Source organism: Thiomicrospira sp. S5 (genome assembly GCF_003991075.1).
Classification (GTDB): Bacteria; Pseudomonadota; Gammaproteobacteria; order Thiomicrospirales; family Thiomicrospiraceae; genus Hydrogenovibrio; species Hydrogenovibrio thermophilus.
This window is the reverse complement of the sequence record NZ_CP014470.1, coordinates 966,011-985,491: the sequence shown is the minus strand read 5'-3', so window position 1 is coordinate 985,491 and position 19,481 is coordinate 966,011. Positions and strand designations below refer to the sequence as shown.

At 50.6% G+C, this 19,481-nt stretch carries 13 protein-coding genes, 2 tRNA genes and 3 rRNA genes; 5 read left to right on the top strand and 13 right to left on the bottom strand.

Annotated elements, in window-relative coordinates:
• Nucleotides 1-98: 98 nt before the first annotated feature.
• The 5 genes from AYJ59_RS04425 to AYJ59_RS04405 form a co-directional block, all read right to left on the bottom strand.
• Nucleotides 99-446 (bottom strand): HvfA family oxazolone/thioamide-modified RiPP metallophore, encoded by a 348-nt coding sequence (locus tag AYJ59_RS04425; RefSeq protein ID WP_127119347.1) that lies wholly within the window; start codon nt 444-446, stop codon nt 99-101.
• 87 nt (nt 447-533) lie between these two features.
• Complete coding sequence (locus tag AYJ59_RS04420; protein ID WP_127119346.1) at nt 534-1,883, bottom strand: TolC family protein; 1,350 nt, start codon at nt 1,881-1,883, stop codon at nt 534-536.
• The gene (locus tag AYJ59_RS04415) at nt 1,880-5,050 is read right to left on the bottom strand and encodes an efflux RND transporter permease subunit (RefSeq protein WP_127119345.1); all 3,171 of its coding nucleotides are present in this window, start codon (nt 5,048-5,050) and stop codon (nt 1,880-1,882) included. The genes AYJ59_RS04420 and AYJ59_RS04415 overlap by 4 nt, the downstream gene beginning before the upstream one ends.
• A gap of 9 nt (nt 5,051-5,059) precedes the next feature.
• Complete coding sequence (locus AYJ59_RS04410) at nt 5,060-6,403, bottom strand: efflux RND transporter periplasmic adaptor subunit (RefSeq protein ID WP_127119344.1); 1,344 nt, start codon at nt 6,401-6,403, stop codon at nt 5,060-5,062.
• Nucleotides 6,404-6,507: 104 nt separating this feature from the next.
• On the bottom strand, nt 6,508-6,933 hold the full coding sequence (locus tag AYJ59_RS04405; RefSeq protein ID WP_127119343.1) for a hypothetical protein: 426 nt from the start codon (nt 6,931-6,933) through the stop codon (nt 6,508-6,510).
• 171 nt (nt 6,934-7,104) lie between these two features.
• On the opposite strand from AYJ59_RS04405, the gene AYJ59_RS12930 reads away from it, so the two are divergent.
• Nucleotides 7,105-7,266, top strand: a complete 162-nt coding sequence (locus AYJ59_RS12930) for a hypothetical protein (RefSeq protein ID WP_160326963.1) — start codon at nt 7,105-7,107, stop codon at nt 7,264-7,266.
• On the opposite strand, the gene AYJ59_RS04400 is transcribed toward AYJ59_RS12930, so the two are convergent.
• Both AYJ59_RS04400 and AYJ59_RS04395 read right to left on the bottom strand, forming a co-directional pair.
• Nucleotides 7,259-7,816 carry a DJ-1 family glyoxalase III gene (locus AYJ59_RS04400; RefSeq protein WP_127119342.1) on the bottom strand — a complete coding sequence of 186 codons (558 nt, stop codon included), beginning with the start codon at nt 7,814-7,816 and terminating at the stop codon, nt 7,259-7,261. The two genes, AYJ59_RS12930 and AYJ59_RS04400, sit on opposite strands and share 8 nt — an antisense overlap.
• A gap of 6 nt (nt 7,817-7,822) precedes the next feature.
• Nucleotides 7,823-9,151, bottom strand: a complete 1,329-nt coding sequence (locus AYJ59_RS04395) for a S41 family peptidase (RefSeq protein WP_029938706.1) — start codon at nt 9,149-9,151, stop codon at nt 7,823-7,825.
• 202 nt (nt 9,152-9,353) lie between these two features.
• Between AYJ59_RS04395 and AYJ59_RS04390 the strand changes: the two genes are divergently transcribed.
• Nucleotides 9,354-9,662, top strand: coding sequence for an ArsR/SmtB family transcription factor (locus tag AYJ59_RS04390; protein ID WP_029938707.1), 309 nt, complete (start codon nt 9,354-9,356; stop codon nt 9,660-9,662).
• 7 nt (nt 9,663-9,669) lie between these two features.
• Here the strand turns inward: AYJ59_RS04390 and AYJ59_RS04385 are convergent, their stop codons facing one another.
• The gene (locus AYJ59_RS04385) at nt 9,670-10,473 is read right to left on the bottom strand and encodes a putative metalloprotease CJM1_0395 family protein (protein ID WP_206197899.1); all 804 of its coding nucleotides are present in this window, start codon (nt 10,471-10,473) and stop codon (nt 9,670-9,672) included.
• Nucleotides 10,474-10,653: 180 nt separating this feature from the next.
• Between AYJ59_RS04385 and AYJ59_RS04380 the strand changes: the two genes are divergently transcribed.
• The gene (locus AYJ59_RS04380) at nt 10,654-11,514 is read left to right on the top strand and encodes an HDOD domain-containing protein (protein ID WP_127119341.1); all 861 of its coding nucleotides are present in this window, start codon (nt 10,654-10,656) and stop codon (nt 11,512-11,514) included.
• 248 nt (nt 11,515-11,762) lie between these two features.
• Here the strand turns inward: AYJ59_RS04380 and rrf are convergent.
• From rrf to AYJ59_RS04355, 5 genes are all read right to left on the bottom strand, one after another.
• A 5S ribosomal RNA gene (gene rrf, locus AYJ59_RS04375) occupies nt 11,763-11,877 on the bottom strand.
• Between the two features lie 201 nt (nt 11,878-12,078).
• Nucleotides 12,079-14,941, bottom strand: a 23S ribosomal RNA gene (locus AYJ59_RS04370).
• 442 nt (nt 14,942-15,383) lie between these two features.
• Nucleotides 15,384-15,459, bottom strand: a tRNA-Ala gene (locus tag AYJ59_RS04365).
• A gap of 6 nt (nt 15,460-15,465) precedes the next feature.
• Nucleotides 15,466-15,542 (bottom strand) — tRNA-Ile (locus AYJ59_RS04360).
• Nucleotides 15,543-15,620: 78 nt separating this feature from the next.
• Nucleotides 15,621-17,177 (bottom strand): 16S ribosomal RNA (locus AYJ59_RS04355).
• Together the 16S, 23S and 5S rRNA genes with 2 tRNA genes alongside form the textbook arrangement of a ribosomal RNA operon.
• 704 nt (nt 17,178-17,881) lie before the next feature.
• On the opposite strand from AYJ59_RS04355, the gene AYJ59_RS04350 reads away from it, so the two are divergent.
• Nucleotides 17,882-18,313, top strand: a complete 432-nt coding sequence (locus tag AYJ59_RS04350) for a hypothetical protein (RefSeq protein WP_127119340.1) — start codon at nt 17,882-17,884, stop codon at nt 18,311-18,313.
• 9 nt (nt 18,314-18,322) lie between these two features.
• The gene (locus AYJ59_RS04345) at nt 18,323-19,468 is read left to right on the top strand and encodes a histone deacetylase family protein (protein ID WP_127119339.1); all 1,146 of its coding nucleotides are present in this window, start codon (nt 18,323-18,325) and stop codon (nt 19,466-19,468) included.
• Nucleotides 19,469-19,481 lie beyond the last annotated feature (13 nt).

The window sequence follows — 19,481 nt, the reverse complement described above, 5'->3', positions numbered from 1 at the left end:
TTCCTTACACAAATCATAAAGGCACATTCATCTTTGTTCATCTTAAAATAAAAAGCCGCTCAAATGGGCGGCTTTTGGGGTCAGGCGTTACGGGGCCATCATTTCATGCCGCCGCATTTGCCCTCACCGCATTTACCTTCCATGGCCGGTTTGGGTTGCTTGGGCTGACCGCCACACTTGCCTTCGCCGCATTTGCCCTCACCACACTTGCCTTCCATGGATTTGTTCGCCTTACCGCCGCACTTGCCTTCCTTATCTTTCATGCCGCCACATTTACCTTCTTTATCCTTCATGCCGCCGCATTTGCCTTCGGCGACCTGCTGATAGCCCCCGGCCATTTCCTTGAAGCCGAACGGGTTGTCGGACGCCAGAACGTTACCGGTCAAGGTCGCCGCAGTGGCGGCACCCGCCATCTTCAAAAAGTCTCTTCGATTTTGCTTAGACATACGCTTTACTCCTGTTGTTTTCATAAAAAACATTGTTGGTTCAAACACTTAAAAAACATTCATTTAGTAGACCCAGTTTACTCAACTTTATTTCTGCCATAAGTTGTTTTCTTCACTCATTTTTCCTATGGCCCAATAAAATTTCGCCAGGTCTTCACCGATTTGCGCTTTCAAAACCGGTAAGTCCCGCTCGGTTTTGTGCAAACTGCGCTGCGCATTGAGCAAGTCCAAAATATTGCGTCGTCCGGTCTGCAACCCTTGCTCGGTGGCTTTCAAGGCCGCCCGGTTCGACACCAACGCCGACTGCAAAGCCTTGACCCGTGCCACGCCGGTCTGCAACCCCAGCCAGGCGTTTTTCGCTTCCGCTTCCAGCTTCAATTGCTGTTCGCGTTTTTGCGCCAAGCGTTTTTGCGACTGATGCCGGGCTTTGGACACCGACGATTCGGTGCGTCCGCCCAAATACAACGGCACGGTCAATTGCACCCCGCCGCGGGCGCCTTCCATATCATCGTAGTAATGATTGCCGGAATCGTTGTACACCAGGGTGCCGAACGCATCCAGTTGGAAGGTGTCCTTGTTTTTGCGGTATTCCGCCTCGTTGCGCAACGCATCGGCGGAGGCCTGCAACGCGAACAGACTCGGATGATGCGACACCAATTCCGACCAGGCCTGGCGATTTTTTGAATTCGCCAACCCATACCGCTGCGCCAACTGCGTCACTTCATCACCGACATCCACCGGAAACCCGAAAGCCGTTTGCGGGATGGCGTCCAGATTGTCCACGCCCAACAAGGCCGCCAGATTCTGACGCGTGCGTTCCAGCGACTGTCGCGCTTCCAGTGCATCGGCATGGTTCATGTCCAGCCGCGCCTGTATCTCGACGATGTCGTTCAAATCCTGATAGCCGACCTGAAAGCGTTGTTTGACCTGTTGCAAAATCGATTCGATGGAACGGCGCTCCTTTTGCAGAAAGTGCAAATCTTCCTGCTGCGACCAATAACGAAAATACGTCAGAGCCACCTGCAATAACAACTGTTGGCGCGTGGCATCCAGTTGATATTGACGACTGCTGTGTTGCTGACTGGCCGCGGCATTCAAATCGCTCTGTTCCGGCTGGTACAACGGATAGGTCGCCACCAGCTGGTTGGCGGTTCGGGAGAAAGAACTTTCCTTCATCCAAGCGTAACTCAGCTCACTTTTCAGATTGACGGTGAGGTTTTCTTCGGACTCGGCCTGCTGTACATCGCTCATAGCCGCCGCACTGTCGGCTTCGGCCGCCGACAATTGCGGATTGTTGGCCAGTGCGACTTCAAACAGTTGTTGCAACTGTGAAGCCGACGCCGGCGACGACCCGATGACGGCCGCCAGAATCAAGCCACCGAACCGAACTGAAAGCAGCTTGAATAAGCTTTTTGAAAAACAAGTTAAACCCTTCATACAGCGTCTCCTTTGGCTTCGGCGGCCTTCTCGGCTCCGAACCCCTTGGCGGCATACAGTAAATACGTCAACAACGGAATCAACAGCATCGACACCAGCGGCGCCGAAATCATGCCGCCGACCATCGGTGCGGCAATGCGTTTCATCACTTCCGCGCCGGTGCCGTTGGCGAATAAAATCGGCAACAACCCGATGACGATGACACTCACCGTCATGGCTTTCGGCCGCACGCGCTGCACCGCGCCTTGCATAATGGCGGCGGCCAAATCGTTACGGTTATTCAGTTGCCCTTCCGTTTCGGCTTTGTGAATCGCCTGTTTCAGATACAACAACATCACCACACCGAATTCGGTCGCCACACCGGCCAAAGCAATCATTCCCACGGCCACGGCAATCGAGTAGTCGTAACCCAACCACCACAAGAACCAGACCGAGCCGAGCAGCGCGAATGGAATCACCAACAGAATCATCAAAGCTTCCGCCACTTGCTTGAAGATGATGTACAGCAGCACGAAGATAATGATGAGCGTCAGCGGCACGATGTTATATAAGGTTTGCTGTGCTTTGAGCAGGTATTCATACTGCCCGGTCCACTGCACACTGATCCCCGGCGGCAAGGGCACGGCGTCGGCCACCGCTTGTTTGGCACGCTGAATGTAATCCACCAGATCGGTGCCTTTATCCAAGTCGACAAACGTCCAACCGTTGAGGCGTGCGTTTTCCGACTTGATCATCGGCGGCCCCATGCGGATTTTGATATCGGCAATCATGCCCAGTTGAATCTGCGCACCGGAAGCGGTCACAATCGGCAACAACTTCAAGGATTCCACCGAATTCCGCCAGGCCTGGGGATACCGTAGATTCAAACTGTAACGTTCCCGCCCTTCAATGGTCTGTTGCAACACCTGACCACCGACCGCCGACGCGACGATATTGGCCACTTGCGCCACACTCAAACCATAACGGGCCGCTTGTGCACGCTTCGGCAAGATATCAATATAGCGCCCGCCTTCGGATCGGTCGGAAAAGGCCGACAAGGTGCCCGGCACTTTCGAGACCGCCGATTCGACCTGTTCGCCGACGGCTTGAATCTCGGCCAAGTCGTCCCCGGCGATTTTAATGCCAATGGGCGTTTTGATCCCGGTGGACAACATGTCGATGCGGGTTTTGATAGGCTGCACCCAAGCATTGGTCAAGCCGGGAATCGCCACCGCCTCGTTCAAGGCTTGAATTAATTTCGGCAAGGTCATGCCCTCACGCCATTCCGACTTGTCCTTCAACTGAATGGTGGTTTCAATCATCGTCAAAGGCGCCGGATCGGTCGCGGTATCGGCCCGACCGATTTTGCCGAACACCGTCTTCACTTCCGGGAAGGACTTGATGATGCGGTCGGTTTGCTGCAGCAAACTTTGCGCATTACCAATCGATAAACCAGGCAAGGTGGTCGGCATGTAAAGCAAATCGCCTTCCTCCAGTTCCGGCATGAATTCGGAACCGATATGCTGCCAAGGATACGCCGCACTGACCAACAACACCAACGCCGCAACCAAGACGCTTTTTGGAAAACGCAACGCCCACTGTAAGACCGGACGATACAACGCCACCAGCCAACGGTTCAGGGGATTGGCGGATTCACTCGGCAAGCGCCCGCGAATAAACCACCCCATCAACACCGGCACCAGCGTAATCGCCAGCCCCGCCGCCACGGCCATCGCCAGGGTTTTGGTCAAAGCCAATGGCGTGAAAAGGCGTCCGGCCTGCTCTTGCAGGGCAAAAATCGGCACAAAACTCAACGCGATGATTAACAGCGACAGAAATAACGGCAAGCCGACTTCCTGAGCCGATTCCCGAACCAAACGCCAATGATCGCGCCCTTGAGCGGGTTCGCCCGTTTCACGACGATAGGCCTCCAAATGCTTGTGGGCATTCTCGATCATTACAATCGCTGCATCCACCATGGTGCCAATGGCGATGGCGATGCCGCCCAAACTCATGATATTGGCGGTGACGCCCATGGCTTCCATAATGATGAAAGCGCCGAGAATCCCGAGCGGTAAAGAAACCACCGCCACCAAAGCGGAGCGCAAGTGGAACAAGAACACCAGCGAGACCAAGGCCACCACAATCATTTCTTCCAGCAGCTTATCTTTAAGTGTCGCCACGGAACGCTCGATCAGCCCGGAGCGATTATAGACTTCAACCAAGTCCACGCCTTCCGGCAGGCCTGGGCGAATATCGTCCAATTTGGCTTTCACCGCCTGAATCACATTCAAGGCGTTTTCACCGGAACGCATCACCACAATGCCGCCGACCACCTCGCCTTCGCCATTCAGTTCTGCAATGCCGCGGCGCGGCTTCGCACCCAACTGAACCCGAGCGATGTCCTTCAACAGCAACGGGGTACCGTCGGCCGACAGACCGCCCACCGGCACCTGCTGCAAGTCCTTTAAGCGGGTGACATAGCCTTTCACGCCAACCATGTATTCGGCTTCCGCCAGCTCGATGACCGACGCGCCCATTTCCGTCGCGCTTTGACGAATCGCTTGCTGCACTTGTTCCAGGGTCAGGTTATAGCCCCGCAATTTGTTCGGGTCCACCACCACTTGATATTGTTTGACCATCCCGCCGACGGACGCGACTTCCGACACGCCGGGCACCGATTGCAGTTCGTACTTCAAAAACCAATCCTGCAAACTGCGCAGTTCGGCCAAATCGGTCGAGTGGGTTCGGTCCACCAACGCATATTGATACACCCAACCCACCCCGGAAGCGTCCGGCCCCAATCGCGGCTGCACCCCGTCGGGCAATTGCGGTTTCACTTGATTGAGATATTCGAGCACCCGGGAGCGAGCCCAATAAGGATCGGTGCCCTCCTCAAACAGAATATAAACGTAGGAATCCCCGAAAAAGGAATAACCGCGCACCGCTTTGGCTTTAGGCACCGACATCATCAGACTGGAAATCGGATAGGTCACCTGGTCTTCAACCAACTGCGGACTTTGCCCGGCAAAAGGCGTTTTGACAATGACCTGCACATCGGATAAATCGGGAATCGCGTCCAATGGCGTATTTTGAACCGCTTTCCAGCCCCAGACTGCCAGCACCAGGCTGAACAGCAGCACCAAAAACCGGTTCGCAATGGAGGCGGCAATAATCGAACGAATCATAACCACCTCCTAATGCGCATGCGCGTGGTTAGCCGCACCGGAATCCGATGAGCCGGCCATGCGTTTTAGGTTGGACTGGATCTGACTTTCCGAATCGATCAGGAACTGACCGGACGTGACAATACGTTCCCCGGCTTTCAAACCCGACAACACTTCCACCCAATTACGGGTTTCCATGCCGGTGACGATTTCCGCCACCCGGTAACCGCCGTTGGGTTGTTCCACCACCACGCGTGACTGAGTGCCGTCTTGAATCACCGCTTCCATCGGGATGGCCAGCACCGAATGCTTCGGCCCACCGTAGATGGTGACGTCCACCAGCATATTTGGTTTGAAGCGCTGTTCGTCCGTATTTTGCAACGGAATACGCACTTTCAGGGCTTGCAAAACCGGGTCGGCCGTCGGATACAAATAATCAATCCGGCTTTCCCAGGTTTGGCCGGGATACGCATCGGTGGCCACTTCAACCGTGAGTCCTTGTTTTACCCAGGCCTGCTGTAAAGGCAGGACTTCCGCCTCAACCCAAACGCTGTTCAAACCAATCAGACTCATCAACTCGGTCTGCGGCTGGATGTACATGCCGTTTTGCACCGCCATTTCGCTCACGTAACCGCTTTGCGGTGCATACACTGGAATCTGTTCCATCACCCGACGCTTACGTTGCAAAACCTGAACGGTCTGATCGTCGACCCCCAGCAGCGATAACCGGACCCGTGCCGATTCGACAATCGATTGAGCGCTGTTACCCAGTTTGCGCTGGCTTTGCAAAGCTTGTAGAAAATCCTGTTGCGCCGATACGATCTCCGGCGAGTAGATACGATATAACAAAGCACCTTTCTTGACGAAATCGCCATTACTGCGAACACTCAAGTCGCTGATCCACCCTGAAGCACGCGGGTGAATATGAACCACTTGCGTTTCATCCGGCACCACTTTCCCGAAGGTTTCAATGTATTTCCAAAGAGTGGTCCGCTGGACTTCGGCCGTCCGTACCGCGAACGTTTGTCTCAAGGAACCGTCAGCGGAAGCACTGCCTTTCACGTGGACTTCCGGCGCCGATTCGGAGGCGTCAAACAATTGTTTGACCAGTGCCATACCACAGATGGGACAAGTCCCCTCATGATCCCGAACGATTTGCGGGTGCATCGGACAGACGTATTTATACACCGCTGTATCGGTGTGCTGTGTATCCGAAGCATTTGCTTCGGTAGAAGGGTTTTCAGTTGAAGCGCCCGCCTCATGCGTATGGGCTTCCTGAGCAATATCCGGCAAATCGGCGGCGAAAGCCGAACAACCGGACAAAGAGAGCCAAAGCGCCAGGCCTGGCCATAAAAAACGTGTGGAAGGTGTCATCTTAAAATCCTTTAATCGGTCTGTTGTTGAGGCCGATCAGCTGATAATCGAAATCCATACCGTCTGCACGGAGCACAACGATATCGGTCAAGCGTCAGAGGAGTTTAAGCGTGTTTTGGAGGGCGTTTTTCCAGCGCAAGTTCTGCGGAAACAAATGAAAAGTCGGAAGGTTCGACGGTTTTAACAACCATCGGCGCCATACGAATAGCCACGGTTTGAATCACACCGAAGGAATGGCTGGTGATATGGCAAGTCACACCACAATCGCATTGATCGCCACACATCGGGCAACCGGCAGACGCCATGGTATGGTCACAACTAGCGTGGCCAGTGGTCTGTGTGGAATGGGATGACATCTGATTGGCTGTCTTGTGTGCGGAATGCATGTCATGGTGCATTCCCGTCATTTCATCGCAACAAGCGTGTGCGGGTGCTTCGCTCGACATCTTTTGCGCAGGCACAGATGCGCCGGCCACTTGCAGTTGACCGAATAAAAACGCGATGATTAAAAACACATAAGACAGTTTCATAATTTCGAGTCTAATGAAAACCCCGGGCAATTACAAATAAATATTTTTGTGTTTTAATAAGTAAAATCGATTTTTAGCGACTTAAATGGACTGTCAACGACAATCAACCCAAATCTGCCAGGCCTGGTGAAAAGTCGATTCAATAGCAATTCAATGAAGAGTGTTTAGAAGATGGGAAGCGACAAACAACCACAGGATGAACAGGCGTTGAAAGCCTTGCTGAACCAGATTCGTTCCGACCCCAAAGCCGGTCAAACCACACACTTGACGGACGAACAGGCCAAGCAGTTAGCCTTGCGCATCAAAAAGCTGCTGCGCCAACACCTCAACTGAGCTGGAGACCGCTTTCGACTTCGTGCCGTTTGTCCGGCCCCAGTAGATTTTCAATCAGTGTCAGTGCAAATGGAATGGCGGTTCCCGGTCCTTTCGATGTCACGACCTGACCGTCCTGAACCACCGCTTCATCCACAAACGTCATGTTTTCCGCCGGTTGCTGTTCAATCACACCGGGGAAGCTGGTGGCTTTTTTACCATCCAACAGCCCGGCCGAGACCAAGACCTTCGGCGCGGCACAAATGGCCGCGGACAATCCACCTTGCTGGACCGTTTGCCGCAACATACGATGCAAACGTGCATCCTCATTCAAGTGATTCGCGCCCGGTAGACCGCCAGGCAAGGCAATCACGTCAAACCTGTCCGATTCGACATCAGCCAAGGTGGTCTGCGCCACCAGTTGCACGCCACGGCTGGCGGTGATGGTTCGGTTATCGTCCAGACTAGCCGTCACCACGTCTACACCGGCACGCGTCAACAAATCGATAATGGTTACGGCTTCAAGTTCTTCACACCCTTGCGCCAATGGAACCAATACACGTTTTGTCATACACCCTCACTGTTTCATTTGCTGTGTGAAATACATCCCTTTCAGCAAGCTCAAGGCTTCATGCAGTTCGTAGTCGTTCGCCAACAACTCTTCCAAAGCCTTCTGAGAAGCTTTTTGCTCTTTGGTCAGTTTTTTGGTCGACTCTTCGTCTTCATTTTCACCATCCAGGTGTCCGCTCAAATCTTTTTCCTTGATGCGGGTGAAGTCCGGTGCCTGCAATTTTTCCACTTTCACCTGGTCGATTTCAATGTCCGGCTTGATGCCTTCCGCTTGAATCGAACGACCGGACGGCGTGTAGTAACGGGCAGTAGTCACCTTAATGGCGCCGCCGTTGTTCAACGGAATCAAGGTCTGGACGGACCCTTTACCGAAACTGGTACGGCCAGCGATCAACGCACGCTTCTGGTCTTGCAGAGCACCGGAAACGATTTCCGAAGCGGACGCCGACCCTTCGTTAATCAATACCACAATTGGCTTGCCTTCCATCAAGTCGCCCGCTTCGGCTTCAAAATTCATCTCCGAATTTTTCACACGTCCCTTGGTGTAAACGATCAACCCGTCATTCAGAAACGCATCGGAAACTTCAACTGCCGCCCGCAATACGCCGCCCGGATTGTTACGCAAGTCCAATACCAAGCCGTTCAAAGGCCCCTTGTTTTCTTTTTCCAGTTTTTCTATGGCTTTCACCAAGTCTTCGCCGGTACGCATTTGGAACTGGCTGATACGGACATACCCCATACCGTCGTTCAACAATTGCTCCTTGACGCTTTTGACCTTGATAATCGCACGGGTCAATTCTTTTACAATCGGCTTGTCTTCGCCTTGACGCACAATCGTCAGAGTGATTTTCGACCCCGGTTTACCCCGCATGATTTTGACGGCGTCGGCCAGAGATTTTCCTTTCACCGGATGATCGTCGAGCTTAATAATCAAATCGCCCGCTTTCACACCGGCTTTTTGCGCCGGCGTATCATCAATCGGGGAAATGACTTTCACGAACCCGTCTTCCATCCCGACTTCCATTCCAAGACCGCCGAATTCACCGGTGGTGTGCTCTTCCATTTTCTTGTAATTCTTAGGTGGCAGGTAAGCCGAGTGCGGGTCCAAACTGGACAACATGCCACTGATGGCTCCCTCCAGAAGCTCTTTATTTTCGACCGGTTCCACATAATCGGTGGAGATGCGATCAAACACTTCAACAAACGAACGTAATTCTTCAAGAGGTAAAACCGCTTGGGGGCTGGCATCCGGTGAGGCTTTCTTTTCATTTTCGCTCTCGGCCCAAACGCTGGTGCCGACAACGATAGTGGCGCCCAAGACGGCACCGTAAAACATCCAAAAACTTTTTTTCACCCAAGTTATTTTCACTCTTTACTCCAGAATGTTCATTTTTGTATTCAAAAGTGCTGCTAAAAAATTAATTTACTTCATTATAAGTGAAGTTTAAGTGACATTAGAGAACTATTTAATTAGAATTACAGACATCTACACATTTAAACATATTCTGACAAAATAACAATTAAGCGGTGACAAAGGAATGGAAGAAATCAACCCGTTAGCGATAAAAGAAGAAAATATCGAAAAGGCCTCGAAGGCGCTCAAAGCCATGGGCCACCCTCTAAGACTCAAGATTTTATGTGTACTTGGAGACAGCGAACTTCCAGTCATGGACATCGTTTCAAAAGTCGGAACCACTCAAAGCAACATTTCCCAGCATATCGACATCCTGAGAGAGAAAGAAATCATCACCTCTCGCCGCGATGGCAGCAAAATTCTGTGCAAAGTGCGAGACCCACAGATTTTGAACCTGCTGGAAGCCATGCAACAAACATTCTGTCCGGTTTAATTCCCTTTTAACTCGCCTGGTTCATCAGGCGAATTTCAAATTGATTCCGTTCACTGACCGCCGACGACATCAACCTGTTCTCAGGTGACACCGACATTTCCAAACGGTTTTCGTTTTGAGTGTCACTCAACAAGGGGTTGCTTTGGATGTCACGCTCAGAACTCTCAGACAAAGGCCTTTCATTAGTGGATTCCGTATCCTCAACCCCTTCCGTCCGCTCTTCTTGTTTGGTATCCATTATGTCGGCCCGTGCTTCCGCAGCCATTTGCGATGCTTGTGCCGCCACTTTACGGTCTTGAGAGGACGGTTCGGCCGGTGCCAAAGCCGCAGCCCGAATCTGCTGGGCTTTTGCTAAAGTGGCCTGAGGGTCTCCCGACACTGGGCTGGTATCGATTCCGACTTCACCGCCAATCGCATAACGCCGTCCGTCCGGGCCGGTTTGATATGAATAATTGGCGCCACCGGTGACGTGTTGCCCACCGGCCGCTAAATGCGCCTGCTCATGGGCTTTCACTTCTCTGTCGCGTGATTTGAGTTCCGAAATAACACGCTGTACTTCGCGCTCAACCTGCTGATCTGAAGAAGCAGACTTTTCGGTTGGTGCCTTTTCCGCTTGTGAAATGGTATTACTACGTCCAGCCTGAGAATCTCTTTCACGGTTGGAGGAGGTATTATTTTGAGAAGCCGTCGAGGATGAGGAGGTTGAAACCTGAATGGATTTAGCAGGAATGGACGACAGAACATCCATCGGCGCTTGTGAAGCCGACGTCATGCTGTATAAAGCCGAATTTGATGTTGCCGCGATATCCATTTTCCCACCAAACTAGAGTCATGTGAGAATAGTATACCACCATCCTTTATAATTTAAAAAACAATAAAAACAAGGATTTAAGATTCAACCCACCCTTTATTACGGAATTTTAAGTAAAACCTTGGTCACACCTCAAAAAGGAGGTAAAATTTCTTTACACCGTTTAAAGTGGCCTAAGTTATGCAACAAGCGCTCAAAGTAGCCGCCGATATTCTTGCCCGGCAACACACGCCATCCATTCCCCTGGAACTACTGGAGCTAAAAGCCGAGCTCAATAAAAAATATCCGAATACCGTAACCGTTGCACAGCTGATAAGCCACAACCCGGAATTATTGGCTAACTTCCTGAATCTGGCCAATACCAACCTCACGCAAGAGAAAAACCCTATTCAGGATGCCAAAGTAGCCGTTAACCTGCTCGGCTTACAAGAAATCTATAATCTTTTTTTGTCATCGGTGCTCAGCCACATCTTGGCCGAAAACGACTATGAGCGTTCCATTCTCCTACACGGCGCGAAAGCAGGTTTAGCAGCGGCTGAGCTTTCTTACTGGGTATTCGATGTCTCACGTACTGAAGCCTATATCGCGGGGTTAATGCAAAATGTCGGTGCCATTTACCTTTATCGCCAACACCCCGACTCCTACCCTGACATGTTCGCGGGTGAACTCAGTAACCCGGTCAGTGGCTACCAAAAAGAACTGGAGCGTTACCAAACAAGCCACGTACACATTGGCGGCTTGCTTGGCAAGAAATGGCAAATCAACCCGCTTATCTACAAAGCACTCCTCTTTCATCATGACTTGGACTTCGGTCTCAAGACCATTGGCAACAGCCAAATCAAACACCTTACGGCTCTGACCATACTGAGCAATTATGTAGTCAGTGTCTGTGAAGACGAACACTTCATCACTCAAGAACTCAAAGACTATCGAGACAGTGCTAAACAGGTCTTGGAGCTCCCCGATAACGCCTACAGTTCGGCAATGGCCGCCGTTACCAAGTGGGGCAACAGCAGTGGTCTCGTTTCCGCCAGCCATTAAAGCTTACCAGATTAGACGTCCTCCATAGCCTTCATCAGTAGGCAAACAAGTATCGTAAAGAACGGACCTCCACACAGAAGAGCTTAAAAAAGAAGCGAATGGACACGCGAGACCTAAAAAGCGGAAGGAAGAACCAAGAACCCAAAACTCGACCGGAAGAAGAAGGCGAAGAAGACAATATAAGCCGTTAAGATATAAATCCGAGGCAAAAAAAAACCCATCATAAAGACGGGTTTTTAGGAATATAAGCTTGGGGATGACCTACTCTCACATGGGACCTCCCACACTACCATCGGCGCTAAGACGTTTCACTACTGAGTTCGGAATGGAATCAGGTGGTTCCATCTCGCTATGGTCCCCAAGCAATTTGGTTATGTAAGTTGTCTATTAAACAGACAGCTCACTGAATTCGGAAAAATCTCTTAAGCTTTTCGAGTCAGCTTATCTCATGCTATCTCACATGATGTCACAATGCGCTTAAAGCGTTCTTAATACTAAACTCAAGCTCGAACACGTCTTCACGTCATACTTCGAGTCATTGCTCAAAAGTTACTTTTGAGTTGTATAGTTAAGCCTCACGGGTAATTAGTACTGGTTAGCTTCATCCATTACTGAACTTCCACACCCAGCCTATCAACGTCATAGTCTTTAACGGCCCTTAAGAAGACTTAAAGTCTAGGGAGAACTTATCTCGAGGCAGGTTTCCCACTTAGATGCTTTCAGCGGTTATCCTTTCCGAACATAGCTACCCGGCAGTGCCACTGGCGTGACAACCGGAACACCAGAGGTTCGTCCACTCCGGTCCTCTCGTACTAGGAGCAGCCCCTCTCAATTCTCCAACGCCCACGGCAGATAGGGACCGAACTGTCTCACGACGTTCTAAACCCAGCTCGCGTACCACTTTAAATGGCGAACAGCCATACCCTTGGGACCGACTTCAGCCCCAGGATGTGATGAGCCGACATCGAGGTGCCAAACACCGCCGTCGATATGAACTCTTGGGCGGTATCAGCCTGTTATCCCCGGAGTACCTTTTATCCGTTGAGCGATGGCCCTTCCACACAGAACCACCGGATCACTAGAACCTGCTTTCGCACCTGCTCGACGTGTCTGTCTCGCAGTCAAGCACCCTTTTACTCTTGCGCTCATTGCACGATGTCCGACCGTGCTGAGGGTACCTTCGCGCTCCTCCGTTACACTTTGGGAGGAGACCGCCCCAGTCAAACTACCCACCATACACTGTCCCTGAGCAGGATTCACTGCCCTAGGTTAGAACCTCAATAATATCAGGGTGGTATTTCAAGGATGGCTCCACAATGACTGGCGTCACTGCTTCAAAGCCTCCCACCTATCCTACACAGATAGTATCAAAGTCCAGTGCAAAGCTGTAGTAAAGGTTCACGGGGTCTTTCCGTCTAGCCGCGGGTACGCAGCATCTTAACTGCGAGTTCAATTTCGCTGAGTCTCGGGTGGAGACAGTGTGGCCATCATTACGCCATTCGTGCAGGTCGGAACTTACCCGACAAGGAATTTCGCTACCTTAGGACCGTTATAGTTACGGCCGCCGTTTACCGGGGCTTCGATCAAGAGCTTCGCCTAAGCTAACCCCATCAATTAACCTTCCGGCACCGGGCAGGCGTCACACCGTATACGTCATCTTTCGATTTTGCACAGTGCTATGTTTTTAGTAAACAGTTGCAGCCACCTGGTCTCTGCAACCCCCACTAGCTTAGAGAGCAAGTCTCATCACCGGCAGGGGCACACCTTCTCCCGAAGTTACGGTGTTATTTTGCCTAGTTCCTTCACCCGAGTTCTCTCAAGCGCCTTGGAATTCTCATCCTGACCACCTGTGTTGGTTTGGGGTACGATTCTTTATAACCTGAAGCTTAGAAGCTTTTCTTGGAAGCATGGCATCAACTACTTCGTCCAAAAGAGGACTCGTCATCAGTTCTCAGCATTAAGATCCCGGATTTGCCTAAGATCTCTGCCTACTACCTTAAACTTGCAACCATCAGCAAGCTAGTTTAGCCTTCTCCGTCCCTCCATCGCAGTTATAAAAAGTGCAGGAATATTAACCTGCTTCCCATCGACTACGCCTCTCGGCCTCGTCTTAGGGGTCGACTAACCCTACGTCGATTAACGTTGCGTAGGAAACCTTGGTCTTTCGGCGAGGGAGCTTTTCACTCCCTTTATCGCTACTCATGTCAGCATTCGCACTCGTGATACCTCCAGGATGCTTTACAACACCCCTTCGCAGGCTTACACGACGCTCCTCTACCATGCCATAAATGGCATCCACAGCTTCGGTACACTACTTAGCCCCGTTAAATCTTCGGCGCAGGCCGACTCGATCAGTGAGCTATTACGCTTTTTCTTAAAGGGTGGCTGCTTCTAAGCCAATCCTCCTGACTGTCTAAGCCTTCCCACATCCTTTTTCCACTGAGTAGTGTTTAGGGACCTTAGCTGGTGGTCTGGGTTGTTTCCCTCTTGACTACGGACGTTAGCACCCGCAGTCTGTCTCCCATGATTGCACTTGCTGGTATTCGGAGTTTGCAATGGGCTGCTAAGCCTTGACGGCCCGCTAGACCATAACAGTGCTCTACCCCCAGCAGTGAGACATGAGGCTCTACCTAAATAGATTTCGAGGAGAACCAGCTATCTCCGGGCTTGATTAGCCTTTCACTCCGATCCACAGCTCATCCCCGCATTTTTCAACATACGTGGGTTCGGTCCTCCAGTACCTGTTACGGCACCTTCAACCTGGCCATGGATAGATCGCCCGGTTTCGGGTCTACGCCATGCTACTAGTCGCCCATTTAAGACTCGGTTTCCCTTCGGCTCCCTTATTCAGTTAACCTCGCAACATAACGTAAGTCGCTGACCCATTATACAAAAGGTACGCAGTCACCCCGAAGGGCTCCTACTGCTTGTACGTACACGGTTTCAGGTTCTATTTCACTCCCCTCCAGGGGTTCTTTTCGCCTTTCCCTCACGGTACTGGTTCACTATCGGTCGGTAGAGAGTATTTAGCCTTGGAGGGTGGTCCCCCCATGTTCAGACAGAATTTCACGTGTTCCGTCCTACTCGAATAACACTTAATAAGATTTCGCATACAGGACTATCACCTTGTATCGTCAGACTTTCCAGACTGTTCTGCTATCTTAATAAATGCTTTAGGGCTGGTCCCCGTTCGCTCGCCGCTACTTGGGGAATCTCGGTTGATTTCTTTTCCTCCGGGTACTTAGATGTTTCAGTTCTCCGGGTTAGCCTCCCACCAAGGGGATATCCATAAAGGATGGGTTTTCCCATTCGGAAATCCACGGATCAAAGCTTGTTTACTAACTCCCCGTGGCTTATCGCAAGTTACTACGTCCTTCGTCGCCTTCTACCGCCTAGGCATCCACCGTGTACGCTTAGTCACTTAACTATACAACTCAAAAATAACCTTGACCTTTTGTGTTGATCCATCATCTTTTAAATACATAAAAAACCATGTCTCAATCAAAGCCTATTTCGCTGCAATGACTAAAGTTTTACGCTGACATGTTCTCGCTTGAGTTTGTATCATCACACTTGCGTGTGTTTGAACTCTTTAAGATACATTGTTACCTTGGCATTCAAGCTGTTGGAGTTGCTTGAATGCCGGTCATACAGAATATGTCGGTATTCTGTATGTTTCTAACTACACTGTCGTGCGTCTTTTCAATTTAACTTTTTAAAATTGTTAAACCAAACGTGACGCTCGACAGTCACTTAGAGATTTTTCCTAATTGTTAAAGATCTATTTCTTTCTTCAGTCTATTGTCACCAATACGACTGTGAATAACCTCTGCTTTAGACTTAAAGTCAGAACCTATTCACAGGTGTAGTGGTGGAGCTATGCGGGATCGAACCGCAGACCTCCTGCGTGCAAGGCAGGCGCTCTCCCAGCTGAGCTATAGCCCCATTCATTGGTGGGTCTGGGTGGATTTGAACCACCGACCTCACCCTTATCAGGGGTGCGCTCTAACCAACTGAGCTACAGACCCAGGTCGTTCTCGTTTTTCTCAGTAATTCAGAGACAATTTATGTGAAAGCTAACTTAGGCTCGCGGCCGTCTTTGTCTTAAAGGAGGTGATCCAGCCCCAGCTTCCGCTAGGGCTACCTTGTTACGACTTCACCCCAGTCATGAATCACAAAGTGGTGAGCGCCCTCCCGAAGGTTAGACTACCCACTTCTTTTGCAACCCACTCCCATGGTGTGACGGGCGGTGTGTACAAGGCCCGGGAACGTATTCACCGTGACATTCTGATTCACGATTACTAGCGATTCCGACTTCACGGAGTCGAGTTGCAGACTCCGATCCGGACTACGAGAGGTTTTATGAGATTCGCGCACTGTCGCCAGCTAGCTGCTCTTTGTACCCCCCATTGTAGCACGTGTGTAGCCCATCCCATAAGGGCCATGATGACTTGACGTCGTCCCCGCCTTCCTCCGGTTTATCACCGGCAGTCTCTTTAGAGTTCTCAACTAAATGGTAGCAACTAAAGATAAGGGTTGCGCTCGTTGCGGGACTTAACCCAACATCTCACGACACGAGCTGACGACAGCCATGCAGCACCTGTCACTGCGTTCCCGAAGGCACCAATCTATCTCTAGAAAGTTCGCAGGATGTCAAGGGATGGTAAGGTTCTTCGCGTTGCATCGAATTAAACCACATGCTCCACCGCTTGTGCGGGCCCCCGTCAATTCCTTTGAGTTTTAATCTTGCGACCGTACTCCCCCAGGCGGTCAACTTAGCGCGTTAGCTACGCTACTAACCTTTTTAATAAGGCCAACAGCTAGTTGACATCGTTTACGGCGTGGACTACCGGGGTATCTAATCCCGTTCGCTACCCACGCTTTCGCACCTCAGCGTCAGTTTTAGGCCAGGAAGTCGCCTTCGCCACTGATGTTCCTCCTGATATCTACGCATTTCACTGCTACACCAGGAATTCCACTTCCCTCTCCTAAACTCTAGATTGCCAGTATCGGATGCAATTCCTAGGTTGAGCCCAGGGCTTTCACAACCGACTTAACAGTCCGCCTACGCGCGCTTTACGCCCAGTAATTCCGAATAACGCTTGCACCCTCTGTATTACCGCGGCTGCTGGCACAGAGTTAGCCGGTGCTTCTTCTAAAGTTAACGTCACAGCTAGCCGATATTAGCGACTAACCTTTCCTCACAATTGAAAGTGCTTTACAACCCTCGGGCCTTCTTCACACACGCGGCATGGCTGCATCAAGGTTTCCCTCATTGTGCAATATTCCCCACTGCTGCCTCCCGTAGGAGTCTGGGCCGTGTCTCAGTCCCAGTGTGGCTGATCATCCTCTCAAACCAGCTATAGATCGTCGCCTTGGTAGGCCTTTACCCCACCAACTAGCTAATCTAACGCGGGCTCATCCTTTAGCGATAGCTTACAAGTAGAGGCCACCTTTACTCCGTAGAGCATATTCGGTATTAGCATACGTTTCCATATGTTGTCCCCAACTAAAGGGTAGATTCCCACGCGTTACTCACCCGTCCGCCACTCGACGCCCAAGATCGCCCTCCGAAGAGTTTGTTCTTGTCGTTTCCGTTCGACTTGCATGTGTTAGGCCTGCCGCCAGCGTTCATTCTGAGCCAGGATCAAACTCTTCAGTTTAATCTTTTTACTCGATTTTTTTGTGTGCTTGTCTGCACGAATTAAACACTCGAAATTAACAGGTACATGTTTCACATAAATGTGATTAACCATATACATAGTTGTCGAGATATTTATTTTTGGACAGCCACTTACCTAAGCAACTTCCACATAAATTATCTCTGAATTACCTGATTTTTAAAGAACTCTTGGTCTTGCTTTTCCTCAACTCAGTGCGTCGCACCCTGTCTCGGTAAGCCGCGTATTATAGGCGCTTGATTTTGTTTCCGTCAAGCTTTTTTTACGCTTTTTTTTCTTCCCCGTTTCCGCTCAATTCAACTCCCTTTACAGTGTTGTTTTGGCGTCTCCGTGAAAGAGATGCGTATTCTATAGCCTCTCCAGTTTTTTGCAATAGCTTTTTGCACTTTTTTGACATTTTTTTATCACTTTTTTAAAACCCACCTCAAATTCGGTGAATTTCAGGATTTTATCCAAAAAGTTATCCACAGGATGTCATTGTTTGGTGTAAAACGATACAATCCTGTCACATGACATTCAATCCATATTCATAAACGGTTATCAACCCATGACACGCATCACAGTATTTTACTTTACCCCTCTCTTTATTGTTATCCACGCACTCTTTTGCCAAAGCGACGCAAACGTTTCACGAAGACTACAGTCTAACGACTTACTTAAACCCCTACACCCAAGAACCCGACCAAGTGGAATTATTCACGAAACAGGCCTCCAGCGAGGCTTTCTTCGGTCTCACCTGCAGCGCGGGAAATTCATTACCTGCTTTGCAAATCCTATTATTAAATAAGGCGGTCATCAGCCCAACCCCGAAATTAATGACCGTCCAATATCAAATTCGACCATCCGACAAGCGCGCGCCGATTCCGTTACAAGGCATTTTAAAAATCCAATCACAAAACAATCTAAAACAGAATCGAATTCGTCTGGAAATTCCAACCCAACAAATCGGCACTTTCCAACAATTGCAGCAAAGTTATCAACAATTACTCAATCAGTTGAAAAACGGTCAAACCCTTCATATTAAAATCGCACATCACTCCTTAGGGGAATACGACTATACATTTTCTCTGAAAGGGCTAAACTATTTACTTACCTCGAATGAATCTCTTTGCTTTTAAGGAGTGGTTATGTCAGGAAGACGCGCATTCATCAAACAGCTGGCCGCCTTCGGCGCACTGGGAGCAACAGCCTTTAGCCCCATCAGTTATGGCAAACCGGCCAGGCCTGGCGATTATTCGGTCGGCGTGGTGCTTGACCCGTTGTTTCTGAAACACGATTTACCCAAGCATCCGGAAACCGCCCAACGGCTGGTCGCCATCAACGACGAGATGGAACGCCAGAAAATCTGGGAACAATTGACACCGGTCGACACGCGCATGGCGACACAGGAAGAGTTACGTTTCGCCCACCAGCAGAACTACATCCATGAAATCGAAATCCTAAGCAAAGGTGGCGGCGGCTTCTATGACGCTTATAATCAAGACACCTATTTAAACCACGCCACCTTCGATGCCGCTAAAATGGCGGCCGGAAGCAATATCAACCTGAACCTGGCCGTATACGACCGCCAAGTTGACCGTGGTTTCGCCTTATTACGCCCACCCGGACACCACGCCTTGACGAATAAAGCCATGGGCTTCTGTATTTTCAATTCCGACATCATCGCCGCCCGCGTGCTCCAGAAATACCGTGATGTCGAGCGGGTCGCCATCATCGACTTCGACGTCCACCACGGCAATGGCACACAAGACTTGGTCGCGGACGACCCTTCCATTATGGCGATTTCCATCCACCAGCACCCTTACTGGCCAATGACCGGCGGTGCCAAATTCACAGGTAAAGACGGCGCGGAAGGCACAGTCGTCAATTGCCCCTTCCAAAAAAAGGCCGGCAATACGACTTATTTATCGGTTTACGATGAAGTCATCCAACCCAAACTCGAAGCCTTCAAGCCAGATCATATTATTGTATTCGCCGGTTACGACGCCCACTGGCAGGACCCACTGGCCGAACACCAACTCTCGGTGGCCGGTTTCAATCAACTGGTGGAAAAGTGCCTGAACTCGGCCGACACCTTATGTAAAGGCCGCATCAGTTTTTCTCTGGGTGGAGGCTATAATCTGGAACCCTTGGCACACTGCACCGTCGGCACTTTCCACACATTATTGAACAACCCGGAAAAACGTCTCAACCCGCTGGGTGAGTCGCCGACGCCCGAAGCCGATTACAGCCAAACCATTCAAAAACTGGCTCAGCACCATCTCAAAACCTAAACAACACGATGAC

What these genes read in the sequence shown, in the direction of transcription:
- AYJ59_RS04425 (WP_127119347.1), bottom strand. Translation starts at nt 446, where the DNA reads ATGTCTAAGCAAAATCGAAGAGACTTTTTGAAGATGGCGGGTGCCGCC.
- AYJ59_RS04420 (WP_127119346.1), bottom strand. Translation starts at nt 1,883, where the DNA reads ATGAAGGGTTTAACTTGTTTTTCAAAAAGCTTATTCAAGCTGCTTTCA.
- AYJ59_RS04415 (WP_127119345.1), bottom strand. Translation starts at nt 5,050, where the DNA reads ATGATTCGTTCGATTATTGCCGCCTCCATTGCGAACCGGTTTTTGGTG.
- AYJ59_RS04410 (WP_127119344.1), bottom strand. Translation starts at nt 6,403, where the DNA reads ATGACACCTTCCACACGTTTTTTATGGCCAGGCCTGGCGCTTTGGCTC.
- AYJ59_RS04405 (WP_127119343.1), bottom strand. Translation starts at nt 6,933, where the DNA reads ATGAAACTGTCTTATGTGTTTTTAATCATCGCGTTTTTATTCGGTCAA.
- AYJ59_RS12930 (WP_160326963.1), top strand. Translation starts at nt 7,105, where the DNA reads ATGGGAAGCGACAAACAACCACAGGATGAACAGGCGTTGAAAGCCTTG.
- AYJ59_RS04400 (WP_127119342.1), bottom strand. Translation starts at nt 7,816, where the DNA reads ATGACAAAACGTGTATTGGTTCCATTGGCGCAAGGGTGTGAAGAACTT.
- AYJ59_RS04395 (WP_029938706.1), bottom strand. Translation starts at nt 9,151, where the DNA reads ATGTTTTACGGTGCCGTCTTGGGCGCCACTATCGTTGTCGGCACCAGC.
- AYJ59_RS04390 (WP_029938707.1), top strand. Translation starts at nt 9,354, where the DNA reads ATGGAAGAAATCAACCCGTTAGCGATAAAAGAAGAAAATATCGAAAAG.
- AYJ59_RS04385 (WP_206197899.1), bottom strand. Translation starts at nt 10,473, where the DNA reads ATGGATATCGCGGCAACATCAAATTCGGCTTTATACAGCATGACGTCG.
- AYJ59_RS04380 (WP_127119341.1), top strand. Translation starts at nt 10,654, where the DNA reads ATGCAACAAGCGCTCAAAGTAGCCGCCGATATTCTTGCCCGGCAACAC.
- AYJ59_RS04345 (WP_127119339.1), top strand. Translation starts at nt 18,323, where the DNA reads ATGTCAGGAAGACGCGCATTCATCAAACAGCTGGCCGCCTTCGGCGCA.